The sequence below is a fragment of the Metasolibacillus sp. FSL H7-0170 genome (assembly GCF_038593115.1).
GTDB classification, from domain to species: Bacteria; Bacillota; Bacilli; order Bacillales_A; family Planococcaceae; genus Metasolibacillus; species Metasolibacillus fluoroglycofenilyticus.
Genome location: NZ_CP151964.1, coordinates 3397846 through 3424311, shown reverse-complemented (window position 1 = coordinate 3424311; position 26466 = coordinate 3397846). Strand labels below are relative to the sequence as shown.

The following is a 26466-nucleotide window of genomic DNA, read 5'->3' as shown; positions in this document are numbered from 1 at the left end:
TATTATATACACATCTATATTTTTTAGCAAATTATTTTGTCTAAAAATTTCGAATCAATTATAATAACGACTACTTGAAGCACCGTTACTCGTGCAGTGCTTCAAACAGTGTTACATAATCAAGCTGACCGTATTGAAGAATCTGCTCATCACAAGTAACAACTGGAATCATCAGCATATACTTCTCATGTAGTGCCTCGTTTTCTTCAATGTTAATAACAGTGAGCTCAAATGCATAATCCTCTTGTACAAGCTTTAGTGTCAGCAAGCCTTCCTCACATAACTGACAATCAGGTCTTAAGTAAAAATTAACTGTTTTCATTTGCATCCCTCTTTCAATTCACTATGTATAAAATAACACAAGTTAGGCAACCTATAAAATGTACGACATTTCGATAGGAGGAAAAATTAATGACAGGTGATTTTCAACAGCAACAGCAGGAACAAGCAATGGGACCACTTTCGACAAATCATGGCGGACATGAGTTATTTGATGTGCATGAAGTTTTAAGCGCAATGATTGGTGGCTTAAATCAATGCGTTTTGCTGCGTGACCATGTGCAAGACCCAGAGCTACTTTCTATTATGGACAAGCAATATGCTTTTATGCTCGATGAATATAATATTACTGTCGAAGCATACAAAACGGGGCACGACCCACAGCATCCTACACGCACATACAATATGCAAACAGGAAATGATTTCAAATATGGTATCACACCAGGTGAACCAAAAAAACCAATGCAAGCTGCTAACGAGCTAGATGATGCTATCATCGCTGGCTGCTTATTAAGCGTTCATAAAGTTGGTGCTACAGGCAAAACAAAGGCTGCACTCGAAACGTGTAACCCTGTGTTACGCCGTGTCCTACAGGATTCTGTACCAAACTGTATTGAAATGGCCTATGAAATATCTATTTATCAAAACAAAAAAGGCAATTATCAAGTGCCTCAATTGTCAGGCCCTGATATGCAAGCGATGCTTAATATGTATGGTCAAGGTCAAATGGCAAAAAACATGCCAAACTAAAAGAGCGTCCCACAAGCAGTGCTTTCGCCTGCTTGTGGGACGTTTTTTGAGGATGCTTTTTAAAAGATATGCTTATGGAAATAAAGAAGACTATCTTTAATAGTGAGAGTAACAGTGTTTCTTCTAAGTGAAGATGGGTGAATTAGGATTTTTCGATAAAAAAGCAATGGCTCTTACATATACCATGAAAATTTGCTTTTCACCTTCACTCGAAAACAATCTGCTAAATCTAGTGTTTTTCCGATTTTCATCAATTACGCCGAGGCGTAATTGCGTCCAGATTTTTTCGAGCTTGCTCGAAAAGCTCCTCTTCAAAATCTGTGACATCTGCTGGAGGCCTTATCATGATTCAGCAGGTATTTGAACACCTACTGAATCAGGATTCATCTTGCGCCTGTGGAGGTGGGAGTTTCCTGCTGAATCGTGATAAAATCTTCTTGCGTTTCTCCCTGTGTGAACCCTTTGAAGAAACATTAACAAAAGCGTCCAAAACGCCGGCAATCGCACGGCTTTTTTGGACGCCTCTATTATTTCACTTGGTTGCGCTCAATAATTTCATCAATTAAGCCGTATGCTTTTGCTTGCTCAGCCGTCATGAAGTTATCGCGGTCTGTATCGCGAGAAATTGTTGCATAATCTTGACCTGTTTTCTCAGCCATAATTGTGTTTAATTTTTCACGTAAGTGTAAAATACGTTTTGCGGCAATTTCAATTTCAGTTGCTTGCCCTTGTGCACCGCCAAGTGGTTGGTGAATCATTACTTCTGCGTTTGGTAATGCCATACGTTTCCCTGGCTCACCAGCAGCTAATAAAAACGCCCCCATCGACGCAGCCATACCGATACAAATTGTTTGTACTTTCGGTTTAATGAAGTTCATTGTATCGTAAATAGCCATACCTGCTGTAATTGAACCACCAGGAGAGTTAATGTATAAAGAAATATCTTTATCTGGGTCTTCTGCCTCTAAAAATAATAACTGCGCTACAATTGAGTTTGCTACATTATCATCAATTGCACTGCCTAATAAAATAATACGGTCTTTTAGTAAGCGTGAATAAATATCGTAAGCTCGCTCACCACGGTTTGTTTGTTCAATAACTGTAGGAATTAAATTCATTGAAAAATCCTCCTTTATAAAAGGTAAATTCATATGCTCATTGTTGAAAAGCTAAGCTCCTTCAACTGTATTCTTATCATACACGCAATAGTCAAGAAAGGTCAAATATAAACTCCGAAAATTTATCTTGAAATATTCAGCTGTCGTTTGTATAATTGAAAAGTCGTTAATTTTTGCATATACGATGATTTTATCACCATTCAGAGCTTTGCACAATTTTTGCACTTGTCCTCGTGGTGTAATGGATAACACTGAAGATTCCGGTTCTTCCGCTGGGGGTTCGATTCCCTCCGAGGGCACCATTTTACTGTTTCAATATAATATTTTGTATAGCAAGACCTGATTTATGAGCCAATTAGTTTAGCAGCCTAATTGACTCATAAGAGGGAGTTGATGGATAAAGGCGATATCACACTGTACCGATTGAGCCTTATCCACCTCTCTTTAAACTACTTATGACAGACTTATTTAATTCATGACAACTATCATTTGAATATAAATTAGCGAGCAATAGAGGTTTATCGGTTTTATGAATAAAGAAAAGGGACGGGGCTGTCCGAAAAGTGCACATCTTTTCGGACAGCCTCATTCTTTCTCGCTAAAAAACGGTCAGTTGGCAAATGCAATCTGACCGCAACAATATTTCCTTATTTTTTTAAAAAGATTTCATAAAGATTTGCATTTGGGTAATAGAGCGACCCAAATTCCTCATAACCATTCTTTTTATAAAATGCAGGTCCTTGAAAATCAAAAGTTTCAAGACGAATGACCTTGCAACCAAAATCATATAAATCCGCTTCAATTGCTTTTAAAAGCACTGTCCCGATTCCTTTATGACGATAATTTTCATCAACCCACAATGTATCAATATAGCCAATTTTATAGTAGGAAGAATAACCAAATACACCACCGATTATTTTGCCATCGTCCTCCACTACATGCTTAAAAGAAATGAACTCTTTTTCTTGTAATAGCGGCTTTTTTCGTAAATTATATTTCGTTAATTCCTCCTCAACAAATTGAACTTCTTCATTTGATGCTTCTCTACATTTATACATATTTTTTCTCCTACTTACAGTTGCTTAGTCTTCTTGCTCAATAAATTCCGTCAGTGCGGCAACTGCTTTTTCTGCGTCTTCACCAGTAGCTATTAGGGTTACTTGTGTGCCTCTCGCAATTGCCAAACTCATAATTCCCATAATCGATTTGGCATTTACTTTTTTATTGTCCTTTTGTAAAAAGACATCAGATTTATAGCGATTTGCTTGCTGTACAAAAAGCGCTGCCTGCCTAGCCTGCAATCCTGATTTTAATTTGACTTCTACTTGATTTTCAGTCATTCCCTTTTCTCCCTTTCCATTACCGCTCATCTATTATTGTAACCTTATCTTATCGAATTGATAGGAAAAGAACAATGTATACGCATCGTATTTTGTATTCGTTTTCAAAATTTTTCTACTATTAGCTTAAATTTTTTCTCCGCGTCTAATTGCCTCTGCAATTTCATCGATTTTACGTAAACGATGGTTGACACCTGACTTACTTACAACACCCGTCGATACCATTTCGCCTAGCTCCTTCAATGTCACATCTTGATACTCTACACGCAGACGTGCAATTTCACGCAGCTTTTCAGGCAGTTGATCAAGCCCAATGGCATTATCAATATAACGTATATTTTCAACTTGGCGCAATGCAGCACCAATCGTTTTATTCAAATTCGCTGTTTCACAATTCACAATGCGATTTACACTGTTGCGCATATCCCTTAAAATTCGTACATCTTCAAATTTCAACATTGCTTGATGTGCGCCTACTAGGCTTAAGAAATCAGAAATTTTTTCTGCTTCTTTTAAATAAGTTACAAAGCCTTTTTTTCGCTCAATCGTTTTGGCATTTAGCTGGAACGTATTCATTAGCTCCGCCAATGCTTCACCATGCTCTTTATATAGCGAATAAATTTCCAAATGGTAGGAGGATGTTTCAGGGTTATTAACAGAACCCCCTGCTAAAAAAGCGCCACGCAAATACGCTCTCTTATGATTATTTTTTTGAACAAGTGATTCGGCAATTGTATGGTTAAATTGAAATTCATCCGAAATAATTTGCAAATCTGTTAACAATTCACGAGCACCTTCACGCACCCGGCAAATATACACATTATTTTTCTTTAAGCGCATTTTTTTACGAACAAGTAGCTCTACATTATATGGATAAAGCTTTTTAACAATCGTATAAAGTCTTCTGGCAATTGCAGCATTTTCTGTCTGGACATCTAAGCTAAGTTGGCGATTTGTAAATGATAATGAGCCATTCATTCGAATGAGTGCAGAAACTTCCGCCTTTAAGTTCATATCATCCGCCTCTATTTGTGTCAGCTCTTTTTTTGTTTCTGATGCAAACGACATCGATGTCTCCCCCTTTCTTTACAAGGAATAAAGTCCCGCTATTAGCATTTCTTTTTTCGCTGCTTTTGTTCGCTACATTCTTCTAGCCACTGTGCTACATTCAGTGCATGGTGACGTACAGTATTGTTTTTAATGAGCGCAATTTCCTTTTGAATTACTTCAATTCCCATTTTTTCGATACGTTCAATATCTACAGCAACCGGCTTAGCATTTTCAGTTTGATAGCTATCAATAACAGGTTGCGGCATTATAAAATCATTGACTAGCACCTTTTGAATAAATGGTGTTTTCATATGCGCATGAATGGCTTCAATATGGTCTGCTACACTATAGTTTAGCGTTTCACCTTTTTGTGTCATTAAATTGCAAATGTATATTTTCTCAGCTTTGGAACGAATAACAGCAGTCCCTAATTCTTCAACTAATAAATTGGGAATAATGCTCGTATATAGGCTACCTGGGCCAATTAAAATATAGTCTGCGCTATGTATCGCACGAATAGCTGCCGGTAAAGGAGCTACATCGCCCGGGGATAAAAAAACTCGCTTAATTGCTGATTGAGCTTGCGGTATACGCGACTCTCCCTCAATATAGGTTCCGTCAACTAGCTCCGCATGCAGCGTGACTTTTTTATTAGAGGCAGGTAATACTTTGCCATGTACATTCAGCACTTTGCTTATTTCAGCAATGGCGTGGCTAAAATCACCTGTAATATCCGTTAGTGCTGTAAGCATTAAATTTCCTAATGAATGACCACCTAAATCGTCCGAGTTCGAAAAGCGATATTGAAACATCTTCTCAACTAAAGGCTCTACATCGGAGAGCGCAGCAATTACATTGCGTATATCGCCTGGCGGTGGAATATCGTAGTCATCACGAAGGCGTCCTGAAGACCCACCATCATCTGCCACAGTTACGATAGCTGTAATATCAAAGGGCTTCTTTTTTAAACCACGTATTACAGTGGAAAGCCCTGTTCCGCCACCGATGACTACGACTTTTTTATTGAGTTTTTCCATCCCATCAAGCCTTTCTACGTTTAATATCTCGGTGCGTCACAATTGTATGCTCCTTTTGACTAAGCAGCTTTCCAAAATATTCTGCTAATGTTACAGAGCGATGCTGACCACCTGTACAGCCAAATGCAATGACTAGCTGCGATTTACCTTCTTTTTTGTAGAGCGGAACCATGAATTGCAATAAATCCGTTAGCTTTACGATAAGTTGCTGTGTTTCTTCTGTCGCCAAAACATAGGAGGAAACCTCCGTTTGCAAACCTGTTTTTTGGCGGAGTTCTTCAACATAATAAGGATTTTTCAAAAATCGCACATCGAATACTAAGTCAGCATCAATCGGCATGCCATGTTTAAAGCCAAAGGACATGACATTTACTGAAAAAATTGGCTTATTAGAATGCGCAAATTTACTCGTAATAATCTCACGTAGCTCCCTTGGCTTTAGCGTCGATGTATTAATAATTGTTTTTGCCTGACTTTTAATTTCCTCAAGTAATTGACGCTCTAATTTAATCCCATCTAAAAGTAGACCTGCTGGCGCCAAAGGATGTGAGCGTCGCGTTTCTTTATAGCGTCTTACGAGTGCCTCATCATCGGCATCTAAGAATAAAATATTGCCCTGAATATCTTCCTGATTGGCTAGCTCATTCAGAACAGCCGATACTGATTCAAAAAACTGATACCCACGCAAATCCATTACAACAGCTATACGTGAAATTTTCCTCTCTGAATCACGCATTAATGCTAAAAATGTCGTCAAAAGTTCTGGTGGGATATTATCGACGCAATAAAAACCTAAATCTTCAAAGCTTTGCACCGCTACCGTCTTTCCAGCCCCAGACATCCCTGAAATAATTACTAGCTCCTGTGCATATGTTTGATTACTCATATCGACAGTTCTCCCTTCGCTTATTTACTCTTGTGAATTTTGTATTGTTTCACTTAATAGCTCAAATTGCTCTGTATACTCAAATGTCCCATATTGCATCCCTTTATTTGATGCAACAAACAACAAATTTGTTCGGTCTCCTTCAGCCATTGGTAAATGGTGCAATTGGTCAATATCGAACCAGCCAAGTATGCCTTCCCTCGTTTCCTCATAAGGTATACCTTCTATACCATGTGCGACAAAAGTGTAAAGCATCCACTCATTAACGATTTCTTGCTCCCGTTTAATCACCATCGTATAAACACCTTTTAAATGGACATTTTGCGGTGTTGCATTCGTTTCTTCTTGGAATTCACGAATAGCCGCTTCATAAATCGACTCACCACTTTCCATCTTGCCACCCGGCGCGACATACCAGCCGCGTCTTGGCTTTTGCAGTAACAATACCTTCCCATCTTGTATTGCTAGTAAATTGGCAATTCTTTGCATACATTTCACCCCAAATCAATTGCAATTATTTTATCATTCACCTTTTACTTCATTATACATTATCAATTACACCTTAGCGTAATTGTATCCAGATTTTTTCAAGCTATTTGGTGGAAGTTAACCTAAAACCGTCACGTCCTGTGACGACGGTTAACTGACTTGCATCATGCAGGCCTCCCTTCAAAATCTGTGACATTTGCTGGAGATTTTTGCTGAAAGAAGTTTAACAGGGCGCTTAGCTAACAACACGCCTAATAATTTTTTGTAAGTAGTAAAGATGAAAGCACAAAAAGAGGTTGCTTCTGCAAATAAGCAGAAACAACCTAAACAAAAATTTCAAAAAGGGAGATTCACTAATAACCTTAGTATACCCTTTTATTGTTGCAAGAAAGTTACAGCATTATTAAAGTTCAATTAAAGATTATGTTTTTCCTTTAATTCTTCAACAAAATGCTGCGCTGATTGTGCAGCGATACTACCGTCTCCTGTCGCTGTTACGATTTGACGTAGCATTTTATCACGCACATCTCCAGCCGCGAAAATACCTGGCACAGCTGTTTCCATTTTTTCATTCGTTACAACATAGCCTGCTTCATTTAAAATATTTAAGTGTGTAAATGGTGCAGTTAACGGAACCATACCGATATAAACGAATACACCATCTGTTTTTACATCCGTTTCAGTGCCATCTACCGTAGATGTTAATGTAACGCTACCTACTTTACCATTATCCTCATTAATTTCTTTTACGGTTGCATTCCAAATAAAATCTACCTTATCATTAGCAAATGCACGATCCTGTAGAATTTTTTGTGCGCGTAACTTATCACGGCGATGTACAATCGTTACTTTTTCTGCAAAGCGCGTTAAATAAACACCTTCTTCAACGGCAGAGTCTCCCCCACCAACAACGATTAAGTTCTTTTGTTTGAAGAATGCTCCGTCACATACTGCACAGTAGCTCACGCCACGTCCACCAAGCTCTTGCTCCCCCGGTACACCCATTTTTTTATATTCTGCACCCGTTGCAATAATAATAGAACGAGTTTTATATTCCTTCTTACCAGAAACAATCGTTTTATATTGTTCCCCGTCAGTAATTTCTGTAACATCCCCATAAGCATACTCTGCACCAAACTTTTTGGCATGCTCAAACATTTTTGTTGATAATTCTGGCCCTAAAATATGATCAAAACCTGGATAGTTTTCAACTTCCTCTGTGTTGGCCATTTGACCACCTGGAATACCGCGCTCAATCATTAACGTAGATAAGTTAGCACGAGATGCGTAAACCGCTGCTGTCATGCCCGCTGGCCCAGCACCAATAATGACTACATCATAAATTTTTTCCTCTGTCATCAAAAAATCCTCCTCAAAACTTGACTACTAGACTGCATTCATCGTATACAATTCAAAAGCTATATTCAAATAAAATGCCTATTCAAACTCAGTCGGTACAAATGCTAACAATTCATTAACATATTTCGTTAATGTCGCAACACTAATATTATAATTTTCCGCACAATTTTTTTTGGTAATATTGTCCCCCATTGCAGATTGCAGCATATAGTCTACTGCTGCGGCAATGGCGGCAGGATTTTTAAAGGAGTAGCTGGAGCGCAGTGCGAGCTCTCCAATTGAAAACCAAAGTTGCAATGCTGAAGTTGCAGTAAAATTCAGCTTGCCGTATACCTCTATTAATTTTTCAGCTACTTCTAAAAAGCGAATAAAGCTTTTTTCAGATTCTGTTGTCATTTGAAAATCATGTCCAAGCGAGTATGCTAAAGTCAGCTTTTCTACTTCATTGTACTTTTCAATATCAATCCATTTTGGGTGCGCAATAATTTCTTGCTTATGTGGCGAATGCTTTAATATAAAAAGCCCAAAAAGGCGGTCTGCTGGATATTTACTATTAATTTTCTCAATAATTAACTCGCGGTTTTTTTCTAATGATTGCTCCTCATCCGCTAATGAGCTCATATGCCATGGCTCAAGCCCTTCCTTTGCAGGATCTAAAACGAGCAAGGATTGCCAAGCAGCTTTCGCTATTTCCTCTTGCTGTGAAAAATAAGCGGATTGTGCTAGCCAATAATAAAAGCCGGGGTCGCCCTCATAGCCTCTTTTATGCATAGAGCGAAGCCATTTATAGGCTGTCTCATACTCACCAATTAAAGCTAAAGTAGCGCCTAGCTTATAACGATTTTCCCAATCATAGGGCTGAATTTTTTTGAGCAATGCTGTTAGCTTTTCAAGCTCAGCTTCAGCTCTTTCATAATAGGCAAAAACAGCCAAATTACATAGAGCGTGTAGATTGCCATGATTTTCACGTAGCACTTGGTTTAATAACGCGTGTGCTTGCTCTGCTTCCCCTACATAAAAATAGGCGAGTGAGAGGTTATTATAAGCCGGCCATGCGTCAGGAAATTTTTCTATGAGCTGCTCTAGCACTTCAATCGCTTTTGGAAATGCACCTTGCTCCATAAAACGTCGAGCTTTTTCCTGCCCAATTAATTTTTCTGCCTCTTGCTCATCGACATCTTCCGTGAGATTTTGCTCAAACTCCACAAAATCCAAAATTTCATATGCATCAAGCGCATACATACCTTCTGGCTCCTGCTCTAGGTATTGCTCTGCATATTTTTTAGCATCATGTATCAAGCCTAAACAGCCTGAAACATCTGCTAATAAAAAAAGGATTTCCGCATTGCTTGGTTCCAAGCTATGTGCTGTATGAATCAATTCGTAAGCATGCTCGTAATTTTGAGCCTCTATTTCTAATAAACCATATTGAGTTAAAACGCGTATATCGTCTGGGCTCAATTCCTCTGCACGCTTTAAATATTTATATGCTTTTTCAAATTGGTCCCTTTCCAGTGCCTTTATTGCTTTTTCATAATAATAATCACCTGTTGGCACAAAGGAGACGATATTTTCTTTTTTTTGTTCTTTATTTTCCAACAATATTTCCTCCGAAACAAGAAAAATAAGGAACGTAAATTACGTTCCTCATATAATATCTATTATTATAGCACAAACAATTTAATAGTCATTGATTTATCCATATCTGCACATAATTTTTGTTTTAGAAGGAAAATTTACAGCATAAGCTTATTGCTTCTTTTGATGCCTTTCCTCTAGCACCTTTAACACCTCATATATATCTACTTTCTGCTCCTGTAATAAAACGAGTAAGTGGTAAATTAAATCAGCAGCTTCCCACTTTACCTCTGCAGCATCGCGGTTTTTAGCAGCAATAACCACTTCCATCGCCTCTTCGCCAATTTTTTTGCCGATTTTATCAATGCCCTTGTCAAATAAATAGGTTGTATAGGCTCCCTCTGGCAATTCACTCTCTCGCTCTTTAATAAGCTCGCTTAGCTTGGACAGCATACTAACTGAGCCGACCTCTTCGTTTTTCACAATCGCTTCTGTAAAGCAAGAGTTTGTACCAGTGTGACATGCTGGACCTGCTGGTAGTACCTCTACAACTAAAGCATCGCGGTCACAATCTGCCATAATGGAAACGACCTTTTGCGTATTGCCGCTTGTCGCCCCTTTATGCCATAGTTCATTGCGCGAGCGTGAAAAGAACCATGTTTCATTTGTTTCAATCGTTTTCGCTAAAGATTCCTCGTTCATGTAAGCAACCGTTAGCACTTCCTTTGTTTTTGCATGCTGAATGACAGCTGTTACTAAGCCTTTTTCATTAAATTTTACATCAATCATCGTACACAAACTCCTTTATTGTGCAAATACGCTTTAATGGCAGCTACACTCGTTTCTTTATAGTGGAAAATGGAGGCTGCTAATGCTGCATCCGCATCAGCCTTCTGTAATACTTCCACAAAATGCTCAGCATTGCCAGCACCGCCACTCGCTATAATAGGCACTGTTACAGCATCTCGAATTGCTTTCGTTAACGCTAAATCAAAGCCTGATTTTTCACCATCACGGTCCATGCTTGTCAATAAAATTTCTCCAGCTCCTAAGCGTACTGCCTCCTGTGCCCATTCAACTGCCTGCCACGAGGTTTTATTGCGCCCACCGTGCGTATAAACCATCCATGTATCATCTTCATCACAAAAACGCGCATCAATTGCCACAACGATGCATTGTGAACCAAAATAAGCTGCACCTTCCTGGATAAGCGCTGGTCGCTCCAATGCTGAAGTATTAATAGACACTTTATCTGCACCTGCTCGCAAAATGCGCTTCATATCATCCAATGTACGAATGCCTCCACCAACCGTAAAAGGAATCGCTAGCTTCGCCGCTGTTTGCCGCACGACATCCTCCATTGTAGCCCGCCCCTCATAGGAGGCTGAAATATCTAAAAAGACAAGCTCATCTGCCCCTTGCTCATCATAAAATGTCGCAAGCTCTACAGGGTCACCTGCATCGCGTAATGACTCGAATTGTACACCTTTCACAACACGCCCATCCTTTACATCTAAGCATGGAATAATTCGTTTTGTTAACATTTTTTTACCCCTTCCAACCATTGCTGCAATAAAAATAAGCCGAACTGTCCTGATTTTTCTGGATGAAATTGCATGCCGGTAAAGTTATTTTTCACTACAATACCCGGTACTTGCACATCGTAGTAATTAGCAAATGCCACAAGCTCCTTCTGCTTCATATCACTTACATAAAAAGAATGCACAAAATAAACGAAGCGTTCTTGTTGTAATGCAGTCAACCAGCTTGGCTTATAAACAAACTGTAAGTCATTCCAGCCCATATGTGGAATGCGCGGTATATTTGTAAACTTTGTAATGCGTCCTGAAAAAACACCGAGCCCTTTTGTCGCTGTTACTTCATCGCTTTCCTCAAATAACAATTGCATGCCTAGGCAAATGCCAAGCAAAGGCTTTGTAGTCGCTTGAATAAAGGAAGTAAGCCCAGCCTGCTGTAATTTTTTCATCGCATCAGGAAATGCTCCAACCCCCGGTAGAATAAGCGCATCCATCAATTGCAATTGCTCTTTATTAGCGGTAATCACAACCTCTACCTCAAGCCGTTTTAACGCTTGCTCAACGCTCAATAAATTACCCATTCCATAATCGATTATGCCGATTTTCACGTTAGTAGCCCCTTCGTTGACGGCACACCCTTCACGCGCGAGTCAATTTGAATCGCATCGTCTAGCGCTCTTGCCAATGCCTTGAAAATCGCCTCTATAATATGGTGCGTATTATGCCCATAAGGTACGATGACATGGACATTCATGCGCGCCTCTAATGCAAATTTCCATAAAAACTCATGCACAAGCTCCGTATCAAATGTTCCTACTTTTTCGGTTAGTATCGGTGCTACTCGATACTCTAAGTGTGGACGGTTGGAGCAATCAACAATTACTTGTGCAAGCGCATCATCCATAGGTACAAAGGCATTGCCGTAGCGCTTAATCCCTTTTTTATCACCTAACGCCTCGCGTACTACCTGCCCTAAAACAATGCCGATATCCTCTGTTGTATGATGTGCATCGATATACGTATCACCGTCTGCTGTGATTGTGCCATCAAATAAGCCATGCTTTATAAATAAATCAAGCATATGGTCCATAAAAGGTACGCCTGTTGCGATTTTAGCTTGTCCTTCTCCATCTAAGTTTAATTCCACTGCAATTTTCGTTTCATTTGTGTTGCGTTCTATTTTTGCGTACCTCATGCTATACCTCTCCTTTTTTCCAGCCGCGCGCTTCTACCGCTCTGGCATGTCCCTCTAAGCCTTCTAATCTTGCAAGACGTGCAATTTTAGGCGCATTTTGTGCCCATGTCTTTTCACTATAATAAACAACGCTTGTGCGCTTAATAAAATCATCTACATTCAACCCACTTGCAAAACGTGCGGTGCTGTTTGTTGGTAGCACATGGTTTGTCCCTGCAAAATAATCACCAACCGGCTCCGAGCTATAGCGTCCAATAAAAATTGCACCCGCATGCGTCACTTTTTGTGCATCTGTCTCTGCGTCAGCTGTCATAATTTCTAAATGCTCTGGTGCTAAAGAATTGACAGCAGCAATCGCCATGTCCATCGTCTCTGCTATATAAATATGACCAAAGCGCTCAATTGCCTGACGCGCAATGCTTTCTCTTGGCAATATTGTCAGCTGACGTTCGATTTCCACCGCAACCCTTTCTGCGAGCGATTCACATGTCGTAATTAAAATCGCACATGCCAATACATCATGCTCCGCCTGTGATAATAAGTCGGCTGCTACCTCATCCGCATAGGCTGTTTCATCTGCTAATATCGCAATTTCGCTCGGTCCTGCAATCATATCAATTGCCACTTCACCAAACACCTCGCGCTTAGCTAGTGCCACATAAATATTACCGGGACCTGTAATTTTATCTACTGAGGCAATCGTCTCTGTTCCGTAAGCTAATGCAGCGATTGCTTGTGCACCACCTATTTTATACATTTCCGAAATACCTAAAATCGATGCGGCAACAAGCACTGCATCTGGTAATTTACCATCTTTACTAGCTGGGGAAGTAAGAACGATGCGCTTCACGCCTGCCACCTGTGCAGGAATAACATTCATTAATACCGATGAAGGATATGCTGCTGAGCCCCCTGGCACGTAAAGCCCTACTGCCTCCAATGGAATAATACGCTGTGCTAAATAAGAGTCATTCTCTAAAGGGAGCTTATAGCCTGTGCGGCGCTGCTCTTTATGGTAAAGACGGATATTATCCGCCGCCTCGATTAAATCTGCTAAAAGTGTTTTATCGAAATTTGCTACAGCCTCGTCGATTTCCTGCTGTGAAACGCGAAAATCATTTAGCATTACGCCGTCCCACTTTTCACTATATGCACGAACAGCAGCATCACCTTGTGTCTTCACATTTGCTAACACTTCACGCACTACTGCTAGCTGTTGCTCATTGCCCCCCTCTAATGGGCGCTTTAACGAAATATCATCTGTTAATGTTGTAATTTGCATGATTCAGCCCTTCTTCCTATCCAACACATTTTCTTAAGCGACTTACTAAATCTTGAATGCGTGCACTTTTCAGTCGATAGCTTACAGGATTGGCAATTAGACGTGATGAGATGTCCGCGATACGCTCATATTCAACAAGTCCATTTTCCTTTAGTGTACGACCTGTTGAAACGATATCGACAATTCTATCAGCTAGCCCTATCATCGGTGCAAGTTCAATGGAGCCATTTAATTCAATAATCTCAACTTGCTCGCCAATTTCTTTATAATACTTTGTCGCGATGCGCGGATATTTTGTAGCGATGCGTGGCGCCACTTCATTCATCCCTGTATTGGGCAAACCGGCAGCCGCGATATAGCATGTACTAATTTTCAAATCTAAAAGTTCATGGATTGTGCGCTGCTGTTCAAGTAAAACATCCTTTCCCGCAATGCCTATATCTGCTACACCGTGCTCTACATAAACAGGTACGTCCATTGGCTTCGCTAAAATAAATCGAATATTTTCCTCAGGAATTTCAATCATTAGCTTTCTCGTATCTTCCATATCTTTAGGTAATCGAAAGTTGGCACTTTCTAATATTTTACATGCCTCAGTGAAAATGCGACCCTTCGGCATAGCAATTGTTAACACCGTCATTATTCTTCCTCCTGTACGTATACAACCTCGCTAAATTGCGCTTTATATGCAGTTACATTTGTTAAGCTACTAATCGCCTGTAGCGTCACACGGCGACTAACTGCCCGCAATTTTGTCGCATGCTGCAATGCCTCTTTATATAAATGCGGCTCGAATAATAGCAATGTTGTTGCTACTGTAGGTTCATTCGTTTGCACAACTTCTAACAATCGGTCGACACGGAAGCCAAAGCCTGTCGCTCCTACCTCTGACCCAAATTGGGCTAACAATCCATCATAGCGTCCGCCATTTCCAAGGGGGAAGCCACTGCCTACTGCAAATACTTCAAACAGCATTCCCGTATAATAATTCATCGAGCTCGCCAACGTAAAATCAAATGTAATATAGTCCATTACATTTGCCTGCTTTAACAATCGTTCTAGCTCGTATATATATGTCAGCGTGTTTTCATCGACAACATATTTCTCTATATTAAAAATACTTTTAGCATTCGCTGCTTCTTCAATAAATTGCAGTAAAATCTCGCTATTTTCTCTTTGTAAGTCAAATGATTTTACCGTTTCTTCAAAGCCTACATAATTGCGCTCTACTAATAATTGACGCAAACTATTCGCTTGCTCACCGCTCATTGTATATTGCTGCAAAATTGCCTGTAATACATGTGCGTGTCCGATTGTCACCGTAAAGGACTCAACACCCAATTGTTGAAGCAATTGAATTGCGAGTATTATCACTTCTACATCCGCAAAAACAGAAGAATCCCCTATAAACTCAATTCCCATTTGCTCAAATTCAGCAGGGCGTCCTCCCTCTGTTTGCTGTGCACGAAACACACTAGCAAAATAAGCAAGGCGCTGCGGAATTTTTTCCTTCAGCAGTTTTGCTGTTGCAATACGTGCGATTGGCGTTGTCATATCAGGACGCAATACGAGCATATTGCCCTGATTATCTACTAGCTTAAAAAGAGAAGCATCCTCAATAGCTGAAGCTTTTCCTACTGTATCGTAATACTCCACTGATGGCGTTTTTATAAAATCATAGCCATGCGCGTATAAAAAATGTCGTCCTTTTGCACGAATTGCCTCTAACTTCTCATATGTTTGCGGAAATGTATCACGCATTCCAAGTGGTTTTTCAAATAATTTAATCGTAGACATAGTCATACACCTCAATACACTTTAGTTCACTAGTGTGATAGTATAATAAAGCATAAATATTGTCAAGTCTTGAGTTACTTTAGCTTTATTGAAAATTATTTTATTTTTAATTATGCTGCGATTTCGGTCAGTTTTATTGATGTATTTGCGAATTACCTGAATTTATTTTGTTCGCACATTGAAAGGAGATTTTCAATCCTTCTCTTTCGTTTAGGACAAACACCGCTAAATTGAATGTTTCTATCATTTTCAAAGAAAACCCTCGCTATTTTAATGAGCAAACACTTTGCCAAAACACCAATAAAGGCGTCCCAACAGCCGGCAACTTCACGGCTGTTGGGACGCCTTGTCCCTATCATTATTTTTTCGTGCAGCCATTTCCTCCGCGCTGAAAATAATGCGCATCGGATTGCCACCAACCATGCTTCCCGCTGGCACATCTTTATGTACGAGCGTTGCCGCCGATACAATCGCACCATCGCCAATTTCTACTCCCGGCAAAATCGTTGTATTTGCACCGACCATTACATTGTTTCCTATTTTCACATCACCTAAGCGATACTCATCTATTAAGTATTCGTGTGCTAAAATCGTTGTATTAAAGCCTATTATCGAATTTGCGCCAATTGAAATACGCTCTGGAAACATTGTATCAGGCATCACCATTAAGGCTAATGATGCTTTATCTCCAATGTCCATATGAAGAAAAGTACGATAAAGCCAATTTTTCATCGCCATGGACGGTGTAATGCGCCCGATTTGAATAAAAATAAAGCATTTCATTACCTTCCAAAAGGATACCGTTTTATAAACATGCCAAAGCGAATTCGCACCATCTACTTTATAGCGCTCTGTTCTTCTCATAAACTTTGCCCTTTCACAATCGTTAATAAATCCGTCATATGCTGAAGCATATATGTCGGTGAAAATTGCTGTAAATAGTCCTCTCCTTTAAAAGCCCAAGCTACACCAGCCGTTTTTACACCCGCATTATGTCCAGCCTCAATATCGTGCGAATTATCACCAATCATAATAACATCCTCTTTTGCCAATTGCATTTTCTCCAATGCTAATAAAATCGGCTCTGGATGTGGCTTAACATGCTGAACATGGTCAAACCCAATAATATGCTCAAATAAATGCCTCACACCTAGCACATTTAAACCTTGCTCTATCATTTCACTGCGCTTTGTTGAAACGATGGCTAACCTTATCTCTTGTGCATATAGCTCCTCCAAAGTAGAAACTACCCCATCATATTGTGTGACAAGCTGGTCATGATGTTGGATATTCCACTGTCGATAACTATCAATCATTTCATCCACAGCATCTGGAGCAATTTCAACAAATGTTTCTCGCAATGAAGGGCCGAGAAATTTTATGCAATCTTTTGGCGAATATTGCCCGGGAAATTTGTCTTCCAATACATGCATAAATGATTCAATAATTAATTCATTTGTGTTTAATAAAGTACCATCAAAATCAAATAACAATGCCTTTACCATCATTCATCACTCCTTATTTATCTAAATAACGTACAACTGGCTTCACTGTCATTCGACGATAAATAATGAGTGCTAAGCCTACTACGATACCAATAATCGACACAAGCTGTGCTGAGCGCAAGTCGCCAATTAAATATAAGCTGTCTGTACGCATTGATTCGATAAAGAAGCGCCCTATCGAATACCATATAATATAAAAGAAAAACATTTCCCCACGACGCCAATTGAATTTACGTGCAATGATTAAAATAATAAAGCCTACTATATTCCATAGTGACTCATATAAAAATGTTGGATGGACGTAGGAGCCGAGTCTTTCAATATACATTTGCTCAATTAGCCAATCAGGTAAAAATAGCTTTTCTAAAAAGCTGCGCGATACCTCTCCACCATGTGCCTCTTGATTAATGAAATTGCCCCAGCGTCCAATAATTTGTCCTACTAAAATGCTTGGTGCTGCAATATCTGCAATTCGCAAGAAGCTTATATTACGCCTTTTCGTAAATATATAAGCTGTAATAAACGCACCAATTAAAGCACCATGAATGGCAATCCCACCATTCCATATTTGAATCGCTTTTATTGGATTGGTCTTATAAACATCCCATTCCATCCCTACATAATAAATACGTGCACTAATAATAGCGATTGGCACTGCCCAAATAAGCATGTCCGCAATAAACTCTTGATGAATACCAAGTCGAACTGCCTCTCGCTGTGCTAAAAAATAGGCTAGAACAATGCCCAGTGCAATTAAAATTCCATACCATCGAACATCAATTGGTCCAATTGAAAATGCAATTGGATTAATCTTCATTATAAAAAATTCCATCTTTTTACTCCTTCTCTATTTAAAATCGTCCATTTCCCCATTAGACGCAATAACTGCATCTAAACGACGCGAAAATTCCTCCGCTGCGTTAACACCCATTTTTTTCAATCGGTAATTCATTGCAGCTACTTCAATAATAACGGATACATTGCGTCCAGGCTGTACAGGAATCGTTAGCTTCGTTAGCTCTGTATCAATAATTTTCATTTTCTCTTCATCAAGCCCTAAACGATCATATACTTTTTCAGGGTCCCAGTTTTCCAACTCTACTACAAGCGTAATTCGTTTATACGGTCTAATCGCACTCGCACCAAAAAGCGTCATTATATTAATAATGCCAATTCCTCGAATTTCTAATAAATGCTCTAATAGTGGTGGCGGGCTTCCGATAATCATATTTTCAGATTCTTGACGAATTTCTACAGAATCATCTGCGACTAAGCGATGCCCCTTTTTCACAAGCTCTAACGCTGTTTCACTTTTCCCTACACCGCTCTTCCCAAGAATAAGTACACCAATTCCATAAATATCAACAAGCACGCCGTGAATCGCCGTTGTCGGTGCTAGTTCACTTTCTAAGTAATTTGTTAGCCGACTTGAAAAATGAGTTGTCGTTTGTTTTGAAGTTAACACAGGTACATGATTTTCATTCGATGCCTCAATTAATTCTTGTGGCACTTCCAAATTTCTTGAAATAATAATAGCCGGAGTATTGCGGGCACATAATAAGCGCATCCGCTCTTTTTTCACGCTTTCTGGCAGCATTTCAAAAAAAGAGAGCTCTGTTTTTCCAAGCAACTGCACTCGATTCGCTGGATAATGTGTAAAATAACCAGCCATCTCTAGCCCCGGTCTTGATATATCACTCGTCGTAATAAAACGCCCAATCCCTTCATGACCACTAACAATTTGCAAATTAAATTTTTCGATAACATCCTTTGTCGTAACTTGAACCATTGGCACAACCTCTCGATTCTTTTTAGTCTCCCTTTATTGTAACATGTTCCATTCATTTTACGGAAAATGTATCCTCACCCATTCAAATAAAAAAGAGTGTTTTACAATTTTTATGGCAAATCATTTTTTCAGCTCGCTTTTTTATGATGATAGAAGCACAAACAAGGCTGCCCGAAAAGGTAATATCCTTTCGAACAGCCCTAGCTCTGCTATTTGTTAACAAGCCTTCCGACACATTAGAAATTGCTCCTGCGGTTACTCGTCGCAGTGAATGATTTGCTCCTGCGGTTACTTGTCGTAAAAGAGCCATTTCTATTCATTATTTTTGCTCTGCAAGCCATGCGGCAGCTTTTTCAGCTTCTTCCCCTTTAAGTAAGCCTGCAGGCATACCACTTTTTGTACCATTTAAAATAATATCTAAAATTTCTTCCTCTGAATAGCGACCACCAACATCATTTAATGCAGGAGTATTACGCATGCCTTGCAATTGGCCACCGTGGCAGTTCGCACAGCTTTTCATCACAATTTTTTCGCCCTCTGGTTGTGGTGTCGCGTTACTTTCCTTCTCATCCCCACCACATGCAGCTAACAGTAAAGCTGAACTGAAAGCAACTGTTAATACTATTTTTTTCATACTGTTCTCCTCCAACAAATTACTCTACTTCAGTATAGCAAACTTAGGCTCGTTTGAAACCTTCGCCAAGTACCTCATAAGCATCTGAGACAACAACGAAGGCTGTTGGGTCAACCATCTTGACAACTTGTTTCAATTTAGTGAATTCAGTCTGATAAACAACGACCATTAGAAACGTTTTTTCTTCCCCCGTATAACCGCCGAAAGCTGGAAGCTTTGTTACGCCACGATTCACTTCTCTGTATATCGCGTCACGCATTTCTTCCTCTCTCGTTGTAATAATATAGGCCATTTTCGATTGACTAAAGCCAAGCTGAATGATATCAATCGTTTTCGTTGTTACATACAAACCAATTATTGCATACAAGCCCTTTTCTAAATCAAACACAAGTGCAGCACTAACAGCAATAACACCATCTATAAGTAACACACTTGTCCCTAAAGTAAGACCTGTGAATTTCGTAATAATTTGTGCTAATAAATCCGTACCACCTGTTGACGCCTTTCCTTTAAAAACAAGACCGAGCCCCGAGCCAACTACAATTCCACCAAAAATTGCACCAAGTAGCGGATTTAATGTCCACGGACCCCAGTCACTTGTGAAGATAACAAGGGCAGGTAAAGTAATCGTTCCAATAAATGACTTAACACCAAATTTCTTTCCTAAAATTAAAACTCCCGCAATAAATAAAGGGATATTAAATGCGTATTGAACAAGCCCTGCATTCCAACCAAATAAACCATTTAAAATTGTACTAATACCACTTACCCCACCTGAAGCAACTTGGTTTGGTAATAAAAAGACATTAAAGCCAATGGCAATTATCGCAGCTCCTACAATGACAAATAGATATTCGCTAATTGTATCTTTCACTGTCAACTGTTCACTATTGTTCACAAGACTTCCTCTTTCTTCATTCAATTTTCATCATTTCTACAAAAGTTGTTAACTAATAACCTCTCGTGCCCACTGCTCCGCTTCATCATAAATTTGGAATACCACATCCTGATTCAAGCCTAATTGCAGTGACAATTCATCTAACCTATCCCAATCTAATTTATAAAGCGCTTCACTAAATTGTAAATAAGGCGTCATTTCTGTTTCCACGCCGTTAATTGTTTCAACAATTTCCTCCGATAATGGCATCTTTCTTAATATCAGATACATTGGACGTTTTAACAAGGCATCAATTAACGACAATAGCCCAATTAAAAAGTATTCCGAGAAGTTCTTTTTATAATTTAACTTCGCAACCTTTTCACATGCTTTTGCACGGAATAACGATGCGGCAACTAATTCATTAAAAGCATCTGTTTTTTCATAATTATTTAATTCGCGCATTGCCAATAAATAAACAAGCTTCCGCAACTCTGTTATGCCCAATAGTACAATTGCTTGTTTAATTGAACGCACCTTAGATTTCGGGCGATTTTTTGAGCTATTAATCAGTTGCAATAGCTTATAAGAAATTGAAATTTCCCTTTCAATATTTGTAGCCAAAATATTTATATCTGGTTCCTCATCTTTTAAAATCGAAATGATTTGAAAATAATTTATAATATTTGCTGGTATATCAATTGCCTTCATTATTTGTGGTTTTTCAAAGAAGTAGCCTTGAAATAATACATAGCCAGAATGCATTGCAATCTCATATTGCTCACGCGTTTCAACTTTCTCAGCCAAAAGCTTGATATGCGGAAACTTTGATTTTACTTTATACTCAATTTCCATACGCTTTGTTAAAGGGGTAATTAAAAAGTCAACCTTTATATAATCTACATAATTGAACAGCTCATTATAAACGGTTACTCCATCTTTTAAAATAAAGTCATCAAGTGCTATTTTAAACCCCTTCCCCTTCAACTCTTTTACACGTTGAATAAGTTTCGGTGTTATAATAACATCCTCCAAAATTTCAATAACGACTTCTTTCGGATTAATATAATCTATCAAGGGACTAAATAATAGCTTCTCCGTAAAATTAATAAATGCTAGTGCACCATCTGTTACTTTATCTATACCAATTGTTAAAAAGGAATTAATAATAACATCGATTGTCGCAGCATCTGCATCTATTCCGTCTAGAGGAAATGCATTTATATTTTTACTTCGATACAATAATTCGTAAGACACTATTTGTTCCTTTTCATTAAAAATCGGTTGCCTTCCAATAAAAACTTCCACGTTAAACTCCTCACTTTATATTTCTTCATAATTTTTTTCATCATAGCTAAAGCTATCCTAATAACTAGAGGGTGACTACGGAAATATGTATACAGTTCCAGGCATATTTGATTCGCTCTTTTAATTTAATCTTTTTAAACTTTTAAAAAGATTATTTCGTATCCATTACATCATGATGTAATTAAAAATCCGTTCAATTTAACTAAAATACGCGCTAATGTACAAATAATAGCAAATTAACAGTTATTTTTCAGCAAAATTTTTCAAGATATTTCAATGCTATTTCTATTTAACGATAAAGAATTTCTTACTTATAGCATACCTATACTTCGCCTATTGTTCAATTGCTAATTGCCTATATATTTCGAGAGAGGTAATATAATACTATAGCACATTTAAGGGGGAGCTTTTTATTTATGAACATCATTGAATATGAACAACGACAGTCTATTGCCTATGTAAAACTAAATCGACCTGATGTCTTAAATGCTTTTAATTTCGAAATGTTATCAGAGCTTCAAGCAATTATAGAATCCATTCGTATACATCCCGATATTCGACTTGTTATTATTACAGGTGCAGGTGATAAAGCCTTTTCAGTTGGTGCTGATTTAAAGGAGCGTCAAACATTGCCTGAACCATTGGTAAAGCGAAATCTACATAAATTTGCTGAGGTGTTCAATGCGATTGAAGGATTGCCGCAGCCAACTATTTGCGCGCTAAATGGATATGCCTTTGGCGGTGGCCTTGAATTAGCCCTCTCCTGCGATTTCCGCATTGCGACAAAAAATGCGGTAGTTGGACTAACAGAAACAAAGCTAGGGATTATCCCAGGTGCGGGTGGAACACAGCGATTACCGCGCTTAATCGGGGAGGCAAAAGCATTAGAATACATTTTAACAGCAAAAAAAATATCAAGTGAGGAAGCGCTAGCTTGCGGATTATTTACGCAAGTAGCAGAGCAAGAAGATTTAATGCAGGTAGTTGAAAATTTCGCAAATACCATTTTGCAAAATGCACCTATCGCCTTGCAGCAAGCAAAATTTGCTGTAAAGCAAGGGATGAAGGTCGATTTACAAACAGGTTTGCAAATTGAGCGTAAAGCATACGAAATTACATTACCGACAGAAGACCGCCTTGAGGCCCTGAATGCTTTCGTCGAAAAAAGAGCACCACAATTCAAAGGTAAATAATATTAATTGCTAAAATAAAATAAGACTGTTCGAAATATAGGTATTAGCCTATATTCCGAACAGCCTTTTATTGTGCAAAAACTGTTGACCACTCCGCGCGCTTTTCAAGCATTTCACGTGCTAATTGTTGCGCGCCTTCTAAACTATGGTTTGCAGCCCAGCCACATTGAACCTCATTGCAAGCAGGCACTTCTGTCGCGCTTACTACATCCTGTAGCGTTTTCTCTAAAATGTCCAAAATCTCATCATAATTATCATGATTAATTACCGATAAATAGAAGCCTGTTTGGCAACCCATTGGACTAAGGTCAACAACATGTTCGCTATGATTGCGAATATTTTCAGCCATTAAATGCTCAATTGAATGAAGTGCATCCATTTTCATATATGCTTTATTTGGCTGTTTGAAGCGAATATCATACTTATGTACAACATCTCCGTTTTTTCCTTCCTTTAGCCCAGCTAAACGCACATATGGTGCCACTACCTTTGTGTGATCCAAATTAAAGCTTTCTACATTCATTTTTGTCATGTTCATTACCTCACTTATTTTTTTTACAATGTGCATTAATTGCACTAATAATTGCTGGTAATACAGAAATGAAAATAATTAATAATAATACCGTTGAGAAGTTTTCTTTAATAATTGGGATATTGCCGAAGAAATAACCGAGCAATGTACAGATGAATACCCAAGCAAGTGCTCCTACAACATTATAGACGATAAAATACTTGTAATTCATACGGCTAGCCCCCGCCACAAACGGAATAAACGTCCGAATAAATGGCATGAAGCGCGCAATGACAATTGTTTTACCACCATGCTTATTGAAAAATCGCTGTGCTGCTTCCATTCGCTCTTTATTAATCACCTTGCCTAAAAAACTATTAGGAGGAATAGAAAGACCTACAGTCTTCCCAATATGATAGTTAACCGTATCCCCTATAATAGCAGCCGCGATAAAAACTGTCATTAATAACGGTAAGTTAAATGCCCCTAATGCGGCAAGTGTACCCGCTGCAAATAGCAGGGAATCTCCAGGTAAAAACGGCATAATAACTACGCCTGTTTCAACGAACACAATCGAAAATAAAATCCCATAAGACCATGCGCCAAATTGTTGGATTATTTCTACTAAGTGCTCATCAATATGCAAAATAAAATCAATTAAGCCTTGAATAATTGCCATCCTTGTGCTCTCTTTCTAATTAATTTTTACTTTCTTATTTTAGCATACTATCATTTACTATGCGGTTGATAACATTAATTAGAACGAAAAATTTTTTAACATGTTGCGTAAAAAAGGGGTATTTTGATGGATAAATTAAAAGGATATCGAAAGGGGCGTTCAGCTAGCCGGCAACTGCACGGTTAGCTGAACGCCACCCTCATTAAATATACTTCTCAAACCAGCCAACAATTTGCTCTAGACGCTGGATACGTAGGTTTGGTGTACCTGTGCGCGATAGGTTATGGTCGCAGTCAGGGAATCGAACGAAGCCTACCTCTTTGCCCATAGATTTTAACGTAATGTAAAACTGCTCTGCTTGCTCGATTGGACAGCGGAAATCCTTTTCGCTATGCAAAATGAGTAGAGGTGTTTCAACGTTTTTCGCATATTTTAATGGCGAATGATGCCATAATTTTTCTACGTCTAACATGTCGCTGCCAATTTGCCAGTCTGTGAAATAGTAACCGATATCCGATACGCCGAAGAAGCTAATCCAGTTTGAAATTGAGCGCTGCGTCACTGCTGCTTTAAAGCGGTTTGTATGCCCGACAGCCCAGTTTGTCATAAAACCACCGTAGCTACCGCCTGTTAGACCAAGACGTGTTTCGTCAATCCAATTATATGTTTCTAGCGCATAGTCTGTCGCTTTCATAATATCCTCAAAATCTCCACCGCCATAATCATTGCGAACAGCATCTACAAATGCTTGACTATAGCCATGGCTTCCGCGCGGGTTAATATATAGTACACCATAGCCCTCTGCAGCAAGAAGCTGCATTTCATGGAAAAACGTATTTGCATATAATGTGTGAGGGCCACCATGAACTTCTACAATAAGTGGATATTTTTCCCCTTCTACATAGCTAGCCGGCTTCATAATCCAGCCGTGCACATCCCAGTCCTTCGCCCCTTTAAAAACAATAGACTCTGGTGTTGATAAAGTGACTTCTCGTAGGAATACATCATTGAAATGCGTTAACTGCTTACGCTCCCCTGTCGTAATATTATGTTTAAATAGCTCACCAGGGAATGTAGGATTTGAAACAGCAAGTATTGCCTCATTACCGCTTTTTGCTAGCGCATAGCCATAAACATGCTCATTTTCCGGTGTCGCAGGATAAAGCTCCCCTTCCAATGTTGCATAGTATAGGCGAATATCGCCCATTGTGGATACTTGGAAATAAAGTGCATTGGCTTCTGTCCAAACAACTGCTGGTGCTGCTGCCCCTTGCTGGAAATCAGCAACAGCATAATCGCCAACAGGTGCATCTAAGCCCTCTGTTAAAGTAATCGTGCTTGCTGTTTCTGTATCATACACATAAACTTTCGCATGCGTCGCATTTTTAAATGATGCATCGCTACCAACATAAGCAATATAGCGGTTATCAAACGAATAAGTAGCTCCGCCATAATAGCCATCCTGCTCTACTAAAATCGTTTCTTCCTTCGTCACAACATCTACTATGTATAGTGGCTGACGGAATTCAAAATCTTGATTTTCTGAGCGATTGACACCAATGACAAGCTTTTTACCATCATGAGAAATGTTGTTTAATGTATGGTCATGATTCCCCTCTGTAAACTGTGTAATCGTACCATCAAGCGTTACTTCAGCAACATGAGTACTCATTCCTTGCTTACGTAAGCCATTACCACCTACACCATCCATTTTATGCTTCATTCTATCAACGACATATGCCTCTGGAAGCTTTTTCTCTTCCTTTTCTACGGCATCGGTAAACGCTGTGCCGTTCTTTAAGCTTGCTGTTACCCACAGCTTTTCACCACATGGGCTCCAAATAAATGAGCTAACACCGTATGGGAAATTCGCTACTTTTTTAGCTTCACCACCGCTACGATTTAAAATATAAAGCTGATTTTTCTCTTCGCGATTTGACAAAAAAGCAACTTGCTTACCATTTGGCGACCATTTCGGGCTGCTGACACGCTCCTTGCCAAATGTCCATTGCGCTACTTCTTCGTTAGCAAGCTCCACATGGAATAGATGTGCATAATATTTATTATCCTCTTTATCAATTAATGTGCGTACAAATACAGCCTCCTGCTCATTCGGTGCTAGTACTGGGGCTGTTACAGATTGCAATGTGAATAAATGCTCTTTCGTTAAAAATGCTGTCATTCCATAATCCCTACTTCCTTATTGTTATTTCGAACTTCGTAATATTAAGTTTACCACGCCACAAATATGTGTCAATATTCTAATAACTTT

30 protein-coding genes and 1 tRNA gene are annotated in these 26466 nt (G+C 39.0%); 4 read left to right on the top strand and 27 right to left on the bottom strand.

Annotated features, from left to right (window positions below):
• Positions 1-85: 85 nt before the first annotated feature.
• On the bottom strand, positions 86-322 hold the full coding sequence (locus MHH70_RS16035; RefSeq protein ID WP_342471948.1) for a glutaredoxin family protein: 237 nt from the start codon (positions 320-322) through the stop codon (positions 86-88).
• Positions 323-411: 89 nt separating this feature from the next.
• Here MHH70_RS16035 and MHH70_RS16030 point away from each other — a divergent pair, with 89 nt between their 5' ends.
• Both MHH70_RS16030 and MHH70_RS16025 read left to right on the top strand, forming a co-directional pair.
• Positions 412-1029 (top strand): spore coat protein, encoded by a 618-nt coding sequence (locus MHH70_RS16030; protein WP_201261942.1) that lies wholly within the window; start codon positions 412-414, stop codon positions 1027-1029.
• Positions 1030-1373: 344 nt separating this feature from the next.
• Complete coding sequence (locus MHH70_RS16025) at positions 1374-1595, top strand: hypothetical protein (RefSeq protein ID WP_066167083.1); 222 nt, start codon at positions 1374-1376, stop codon at positions 1593-1595.
• On the opposite strand, the gene clpP is transcribed toward MHH70_RS16025, so the two are convergent.
• On the bottom strand, positions 1557-2147 hold the full coding sequence (clpP, locus tag MHH70_RS16020; protein ID WP_066167087.1) for an ATP-dependent Clp endopeptidase proteolytic subunit ClpP: 591 nt from the start codon (positions 2145-2147) through the stop codon (positions 1557-1559). The two genes, MHH70_RS16025 and clpP, sit on opposite strands and share 39 nt — an antisense overlap.
• 227 nt (positions 2148-2374) lie before the next feature.
• On the opposite strand from clpP, the gene MHH70_RS16015 reads away from it, so the two are divergent.
• A tRNA-Arg gene (locus MHH70_RS16015) sits at positions 2375-2449 on the top strand.
• A 345-nt stretch (positions 2450-2794) separates the two neighbouring features.
• Here MHH70_RS16015 and MHH70_RS16010 read toward each other — a convergent pair.
• From MHH70_RS16010 to MHH70_RS15905, 22 genes are all read right to left on the bottom strand, one after another.
• On the bottom strand, positions 2795-3205 hold the full coding sequence (locus tag MHH70_RS16010) for a GNAT family N-acetyltransferase (protein WP_066167088.1): 411 nt from the start codon (positions 3203-3205) through the stop codon (positions 2795-2797).
• 24 nt (positions 3206-3229) lie between these two features.
• Positions 3230-3487, bottom strand: coding sequence for an HPr family phosphocarrier protein (locus tag MHH70_RS16005; protein WP_107943273.1), 258 nt, complete (start codon positions 3485-3487; stop codon positions 3230-3232).
• Between the two features lie 126 nt (positions 3488-3613).
• Positions 3614-4555 carry a DNA-binding protein WhiA gene (gene whiA / locus MHH70_RS16000; RefSeq protein ID WP_066167093.1) on the bottom strand — a complete coding sequence of 314 codons (942 nt, stop codon included), beginning with the start codon at positions 4553-4555 and terminating at the stop codon, positions 3614-3616.
• A gap of 41 nt (positions 4556-4596) precedes the next feature.
• On the bottom strand, positions 4597-5574 hold the full coding sequence (locus tag MHH70_RS15995; protein WP_066167096.1) for a YvcK family protein: 978 nt from the start codon (positions 5572-5574) through the stop codon (positions 4597-4599).
• Between the two features lie 4 nt (positions 5575-5578).
• Positions 5579-6460 (bottom strand): RNase adapter RapZ, encoded by an 882-nt coding sequence (gene rapZ, locus MHH70_RS15990; RefSeq protein WP_342471947.1) that lies wholly within the window; start codon positions 6458-6460, stop codon positions 5579-5581.
• Positions 6461-6484: 24 nt separating this feature from the next.
• Positions 6485-6949, bottom strand: a complete 465-nt coding sequence (locus MHH70_RS15985) for an 8-oxo-dGTP diphosphatase (protein WP_066167102.1) — start codon at positions 6947-6949, stop codon at positions 6485-6487.
• 414 nt (positions 6950-7363) lie between these two features.
• Complete coding sequence (gene trxB / locus MHH70_RS15980; RefSeq protein WP_066167105.1) at positions 7364-8308, bottom strand: thioredoxin-disulfide reductase; 945 nt, start codon at positions 8306-8308, stop codon at positions 7364-7366.
• 78 nt (positions 8309-8386) lie between these two features.
• Complete coding sequence (locus tag MHH70_RS15975) at positions 8387-9907, bottom strand: tetratricopeptide repeat protein (protein WP_342471946.1); 1521 nt, start codon at positions 9905-9907, stop codon at positions 8387-8389.
• A 150-nt stretch (positions 9908-10057) separates the two neighbouring features.
• Positions 10058-10675 (bottom strand): bifunctional phosphoribosyl-AMP cyclohydrolase/phosphoribosyl-ATP diphosphatase HisIE, encoded by a 618-nt coding sequence (hisIE, locus tag MHH70_RS15970; RefSeq protein WP_066167111.1) that lies wholly within the window; start codon positions 10673-10675, stop codon positions 10058-10060.
• The gene (gene hisF / locus MHH70_RS15965; protein WP_066167114.1) at positions 10672-11430 is read right to left on the bottom strand and encodes an imidazole glycerol phosphate synthase subunit HisF; all 759 of its coding nucleotides are present in this window, start codon (positions 11428-11430) and stop codon (positions 10672-10674) included. The genes hisIE and hisF overlap by 4 nt, the downstream gene beginning before the upstream one ends.
• On the bottom strand, positions 11424-12032 hold the full coding sequence (hisH, locus tag MHH70_RS15960; protein WP_342471945.1) for an imidazole glycerol phosphate synthase subunit HisH: 609 nt from the start codon (positions 12030-12032) through the stop codon (positions 11424-11426). Before hisH ends, hisF begins: the two co-directional genes overlap by 7 nt.
• Positions 12029-12619, bottom strand: coding sequence for an imidazoleglycerol-phosphate dehydratase HisB (gene hisB / locus MHH70_RS15955; RefSeq protein WP_107943277.1), 591 nt, complete (start codon positions 12617-12619; stop codon positions 12029-12031). The genes hisH and hisB overlap by 4 nt, the downstream gene beginning before the upstream one ends.
• 1 nt (position 12620) lies before the next feature.
• Entirely contained in the window at positions 12621-13901 is a 1281-nt protein-coding gene (hisD, locus tag MHH70_RS15950; RefSeq protein ID WP_342471944.1) for a histidinol dehydrogenase, read from the bottom strand.
• A gap of 16 nt (positions 13902-13917) precedes the next feature.
• Positions 13918-14541: an ATP phosphoribosyltransferase gene (gene hisG, locus MHH70_RS15945; RefSeq protein ID WP_066167126.1), complete on the bottom strand. Its 624-nt coding sequence runs from the start codon at positions 14539-14541 to the stop codon at positions 13918-13920.
• Positions 14541-15698, bottom strand: a complete 1158-nt coding sequence (locus tag MHH70_RS15940; RefSeq protein WP_342471943.1) for an ATP phosphoribosyltransferase regulatory subunit — start codon at positions 15696-15698, stop codon at positions 14541-14543. The genes hisG and MHH70_RS15940 overlap by 1 nt, the downstream gene beginning before the upstream one ends.
• Positions 15699-16025: 327 nt before the next feature.
• Positions 16026-16562 carry an acyltransferase gene (locus MHH70_RS15935; RefSeq protein WP_342471942.1) on the bottom strand — a complete coding sequence of 179 codons (537 nt, stop codon included), beginning with the start codon at positions 16560-16562 and terminating at the stop codon, positions 16026-16028.
• Positions 16559-17206 carry a pyrophosphatase PpaX gene (ppaX, locus tag MHH70_RS15930; RefSeq protein WP_342471941.1) on the bottom strand — a complete coding sequence of 216 codons (648 nt, stop codon included), beginning with the start codon at positions 17204-17206 and terminating at the stop codon, positions 16559-16561. The genes MHH70_RS15935 and ppaX overlap by 4 nt, the downstream gene beginning before the upstream one ends.
• Positions 17207-17216: 10 nt before the next feature.
• A complete protein-coding gene (gene lgt / locus MHH70_RS15925; RefSeq protein ID WP_066167139.1) occupies positions 17217-18035 on the bottom strand; it encodes a prolipoprotein diacylglyceryl transferase in 819 nt (272 codons plus the stop codon).
• A 15-nt stretch (positions 18036-18050) separates the two neighbouring features.
• Positions 18051-18992, bottom strand: a complete 942-nt coding sequence (gene hprK, locus MHH70_RS15920; protein WP_066167141.1) for an HPr(Ser) kinase/phosphatase — start codon at positions 18990-18992, stop codon at positions 18051-18053.
• A gap of 319 nt (positions 18993-19311) precedes the next feature.
• The gene (locus tag MHH70_RS15915) at positions 19312-19626 is read right to left on the bottom strand and encodes a cytochrome c (protein ID WP_066167144.1); all 315 of its coding nucleotides are present in this window, start codon (positions 19624-19626) and stop codon (positions 19312-19314) included.
• A gap of 43 nt (positions 19627-19669) precedes the next feature.
• Positions 19670-20524 carry a YitT family protein gene (locus tag MHH70_RS15910; RefSeq protein WP_066167147.1) on the bottom strand — a complete coding sequence of 285 codons (855 nt, stop codon included), beginning with the start codon at positions 20522-20524 and terminating at the stop codon, positions 19670-19672.
• Between the two features lie 48 nt (positions 20525-20572).
• On the bottom strand, positions 20573-21811 hold the full coding sequence (locus MHH70_RS15905; RefSeq protein ID WP_066167150.1) for an HDOD domain-containing protein: 1239 nt from the start codon (positions 21809-21811) through the stop codon (positions 20573-20575).
• A 416-nt stretch (positions 21812-22227) separates the two neighbouring features.
• Between MHH70_RS15905 and MHH70_RS15900 the strand changes: the two genes are divergently transcribed.
• The gene (locus MHH70_RS15900; protein ID WP_342471940.1) at positions 22228-23004 is read left to right on the top strand and encodes an enoyl-CoA hydratase-related protein; all 777 of its coding nucleotides are present in this window, start codon (positions 22228-22230) and stop codon (positions 23002-23004) included.
• Positions 23005-23071: 67 nt separating this feature from the next.
• Here MHH70_RS15900 and MHH70_RS15895 read toward each other — a convergent pair whose 3' ends face one another.
• The 3 genes from MHH70_RS15895 to MHH70_RS15885 form a co-directional block, all read right to left on the bottom strand.
• Positions 23072-23536, bottom strand: a complete 465-nt coding sequence (locus MHH70_RS15895) for an S-ribosylhomocysteine lyase (RefSeq protein ID WP_342471939.1) — start codon at positions 23534-23536, stop codon at positions 23072-23074.
• A 10-nt stretch (positions 23537-23546) separates the two neighbouring features.
• Positions 23547-24194: a DedA family protein gene (locus MHH70_RS15890; RefSeq protein ID WP_342471938.1), complete on the bottom strand. Its 648-nt coding sequence runs from the start codon at positions 24192-24194 to the stop codon at positions 23547-23549.
• Positions 24195-24396: 202 nt separating this feature from the next.
• Entirely contained in the window at positions 24397-26376 is a 1980-nt protein-coding gene (locus tag MHH70_RS15885; RefSeq protein WP_066167162.1) for a S9 family peptidase, read from the bottom strand.
• Between the last annotated feature and the right edge of the window lie 90 nt (positions 26377-26466).

Bases quoted from the DNA above. Each gene is read 5' to 3' on its own strand.
- MHH70_RS16035 (WP_342471948.1), bottom strand. From the start codon at position 322: ATGAAAACAGTTAATTTTTACTTAAGACCTGATTGTCAGTTATGTGAG.
- MHH70_RS16030 (WP_201261942.1), top strand. From the start codon at position 412: ATGACAGGTGATTTTCAACAGCAACAGCAGGAACAAGCAATGGGACCA.
- MHH70_RS16025 (WP_066167083.1), top strand. From the start codon at position 1,374: ATGATTCAGCAGGTATTTGAACACCTACTGAATCAGGATTCATCTTGC.
- clpP (WP_066167087.1), bottom strand. From the start codon at position 2,147: ATGAATTTAATTCCTACAGTTATTGAACAAACAAACCGTGGTGAGCGA.
- MHH70_RS16010 (WP_066167088.1), bottom strand. From the start codon at position 3,205: ATGTATAAATGTAGAGAAGCATCAAATGAAGAAGTTCAATTTGTTGAG.
- MHH70_RS16005 (WP_107943273.1), bottom strand. From the start codon at position 3,487: ATGACTGAAAATCAAGTAGAAGTCAAATTAAAATCAGGATTGCAGGCT.
- whiA (WP_066167093.1), bottom strand. From the start codon at position 4,555: ATGTCGTTTGCATCAGAAACAAAAAAAGAGCTGACACAAATAGAGGCG.
- MHH70_RS15995 (WP_066167096.1), bottom strand. From the start codon at position 5,574: ATGGAAAAACTCAATAAAAAAGTCGTAGTCATCGGTGGCGGAACAGGG.
- rapZ (WP_342471947.1), bottom strand. From the start codon at position 6,460: ATGAGTAATCAAACATATGCACAGGAGCTAGTAATTATTTCAGGGATG.
- MHH70_RS15985 (WP_066167102.1), bottom strand. From the start codon at position 6,949: ATGCAAAGAATTGCCAATTTACTAGCAATACAAGATGGGAAGGTATTG.
- trxB (WP_066167105.1), bottom strand. From the start codon at position 8,308: ATGACAGAGGAAAAAATTTATGATGTAGTCATTATTGGTGCTGGGCCA.
- hisIE (WP_066167111.1), bottom strand. From the start codon at position 10,675: ATGATTGATGTAAAATTTAATGAAAAAGGCTTAGTAACAGCTGTCATT.
- hisF (WP_066167114.1), bottom strand. From the start codon at position 11,430: ATGTTAACAAAACGAATTATTCCATGCTTAGATGTAAAGGATGGGCGT.
- hisB (WP_107943277.1), bottom strand. From the start codon at position 12,619: ATGAGGTACGCAAAAATAGAACGCAACACAAATGAAACGAAAATTGCA.
- hisD (WP_342471944.1), bottom strand. From the start codon at position 13,901: ATGCAAATTACAACATTAACAGATGATATTTCGTTAAAGCGCCCATTA.
- hisG (WP_066167126.1), bottom strand. From the start codon at position 14,541: ATGACGGTGTTAACAATTGCTATGCCGAAGGGTCGCATTTTCACTGAG.
- MHH70_RS15940 (WP_342471943.1), bottom strand. From the start codon at position 15,698: ATGTCTACGATTAAATTATTTGAAAAACCACTTGGAATGCGTGATACA.
- MHH70_RS15935 (WP_342471942.1), bottom strand. From the start codon at position 16,562: ATGAGAAGAACAGAGCGCTATAAAGTAGATGGTGCGAATTCGCTTTGG.
- ppaX (WP_342471941.1), bottom strand. From the start codon at position 17,206: ATGATGGTAAAGGCATTGTTATTTGATTTTGATGGTACTTTATTAAAC.
- lgt (WP_066167139.1), bottom strand. From the start codon at position 18,035: ATGGAATTTTTTATAATGAAGATTAATCCAATTGCATTTTCAATTGGA.
- hprK (WP_066167141.1), bottom strand. From the start codon at position 18,992: ATGGTTCAAGTTACGACAAAGGATGTTATCGAAAAATTTAATTTGCAA.
- MHH70_RS15915 (WP_066167144.1), bottom strand. From the start codon at position 19,626: ATGAAAAAAATAGTATTAACAGTTGCTTTCAGTTCAGCTTTACTGTTA.
- MHH70_RS15900 (WP_342471940.1), top strand. From the start codon at position 22,228: ATGAACATCATTGAATATGAACAACGACAGTCTATTGCCTATGTAAAA.
- MHH70_RS15895 (WP_342471939.1), bottom strand. From the start codon at position 23,536: ATGACAAAAATGAATGTAGAAAGCTTTAATTTGGATCACACAAAGGTA.
- MHH70_RS15890 (WP_342471938.1), bottom strand. From the start codon at position 24,194: ATGGCAATTATTCAAGGCTTAATTGATTTTATTTTGCATATTGATGAG.
- MHH70_RS15885 (WP_066167162.1), bottom strand. From the start codon at position 26,376: ATGACAGCATTTTTAACGAAAGAGCATTTATTCACATTGCAATCTGTA.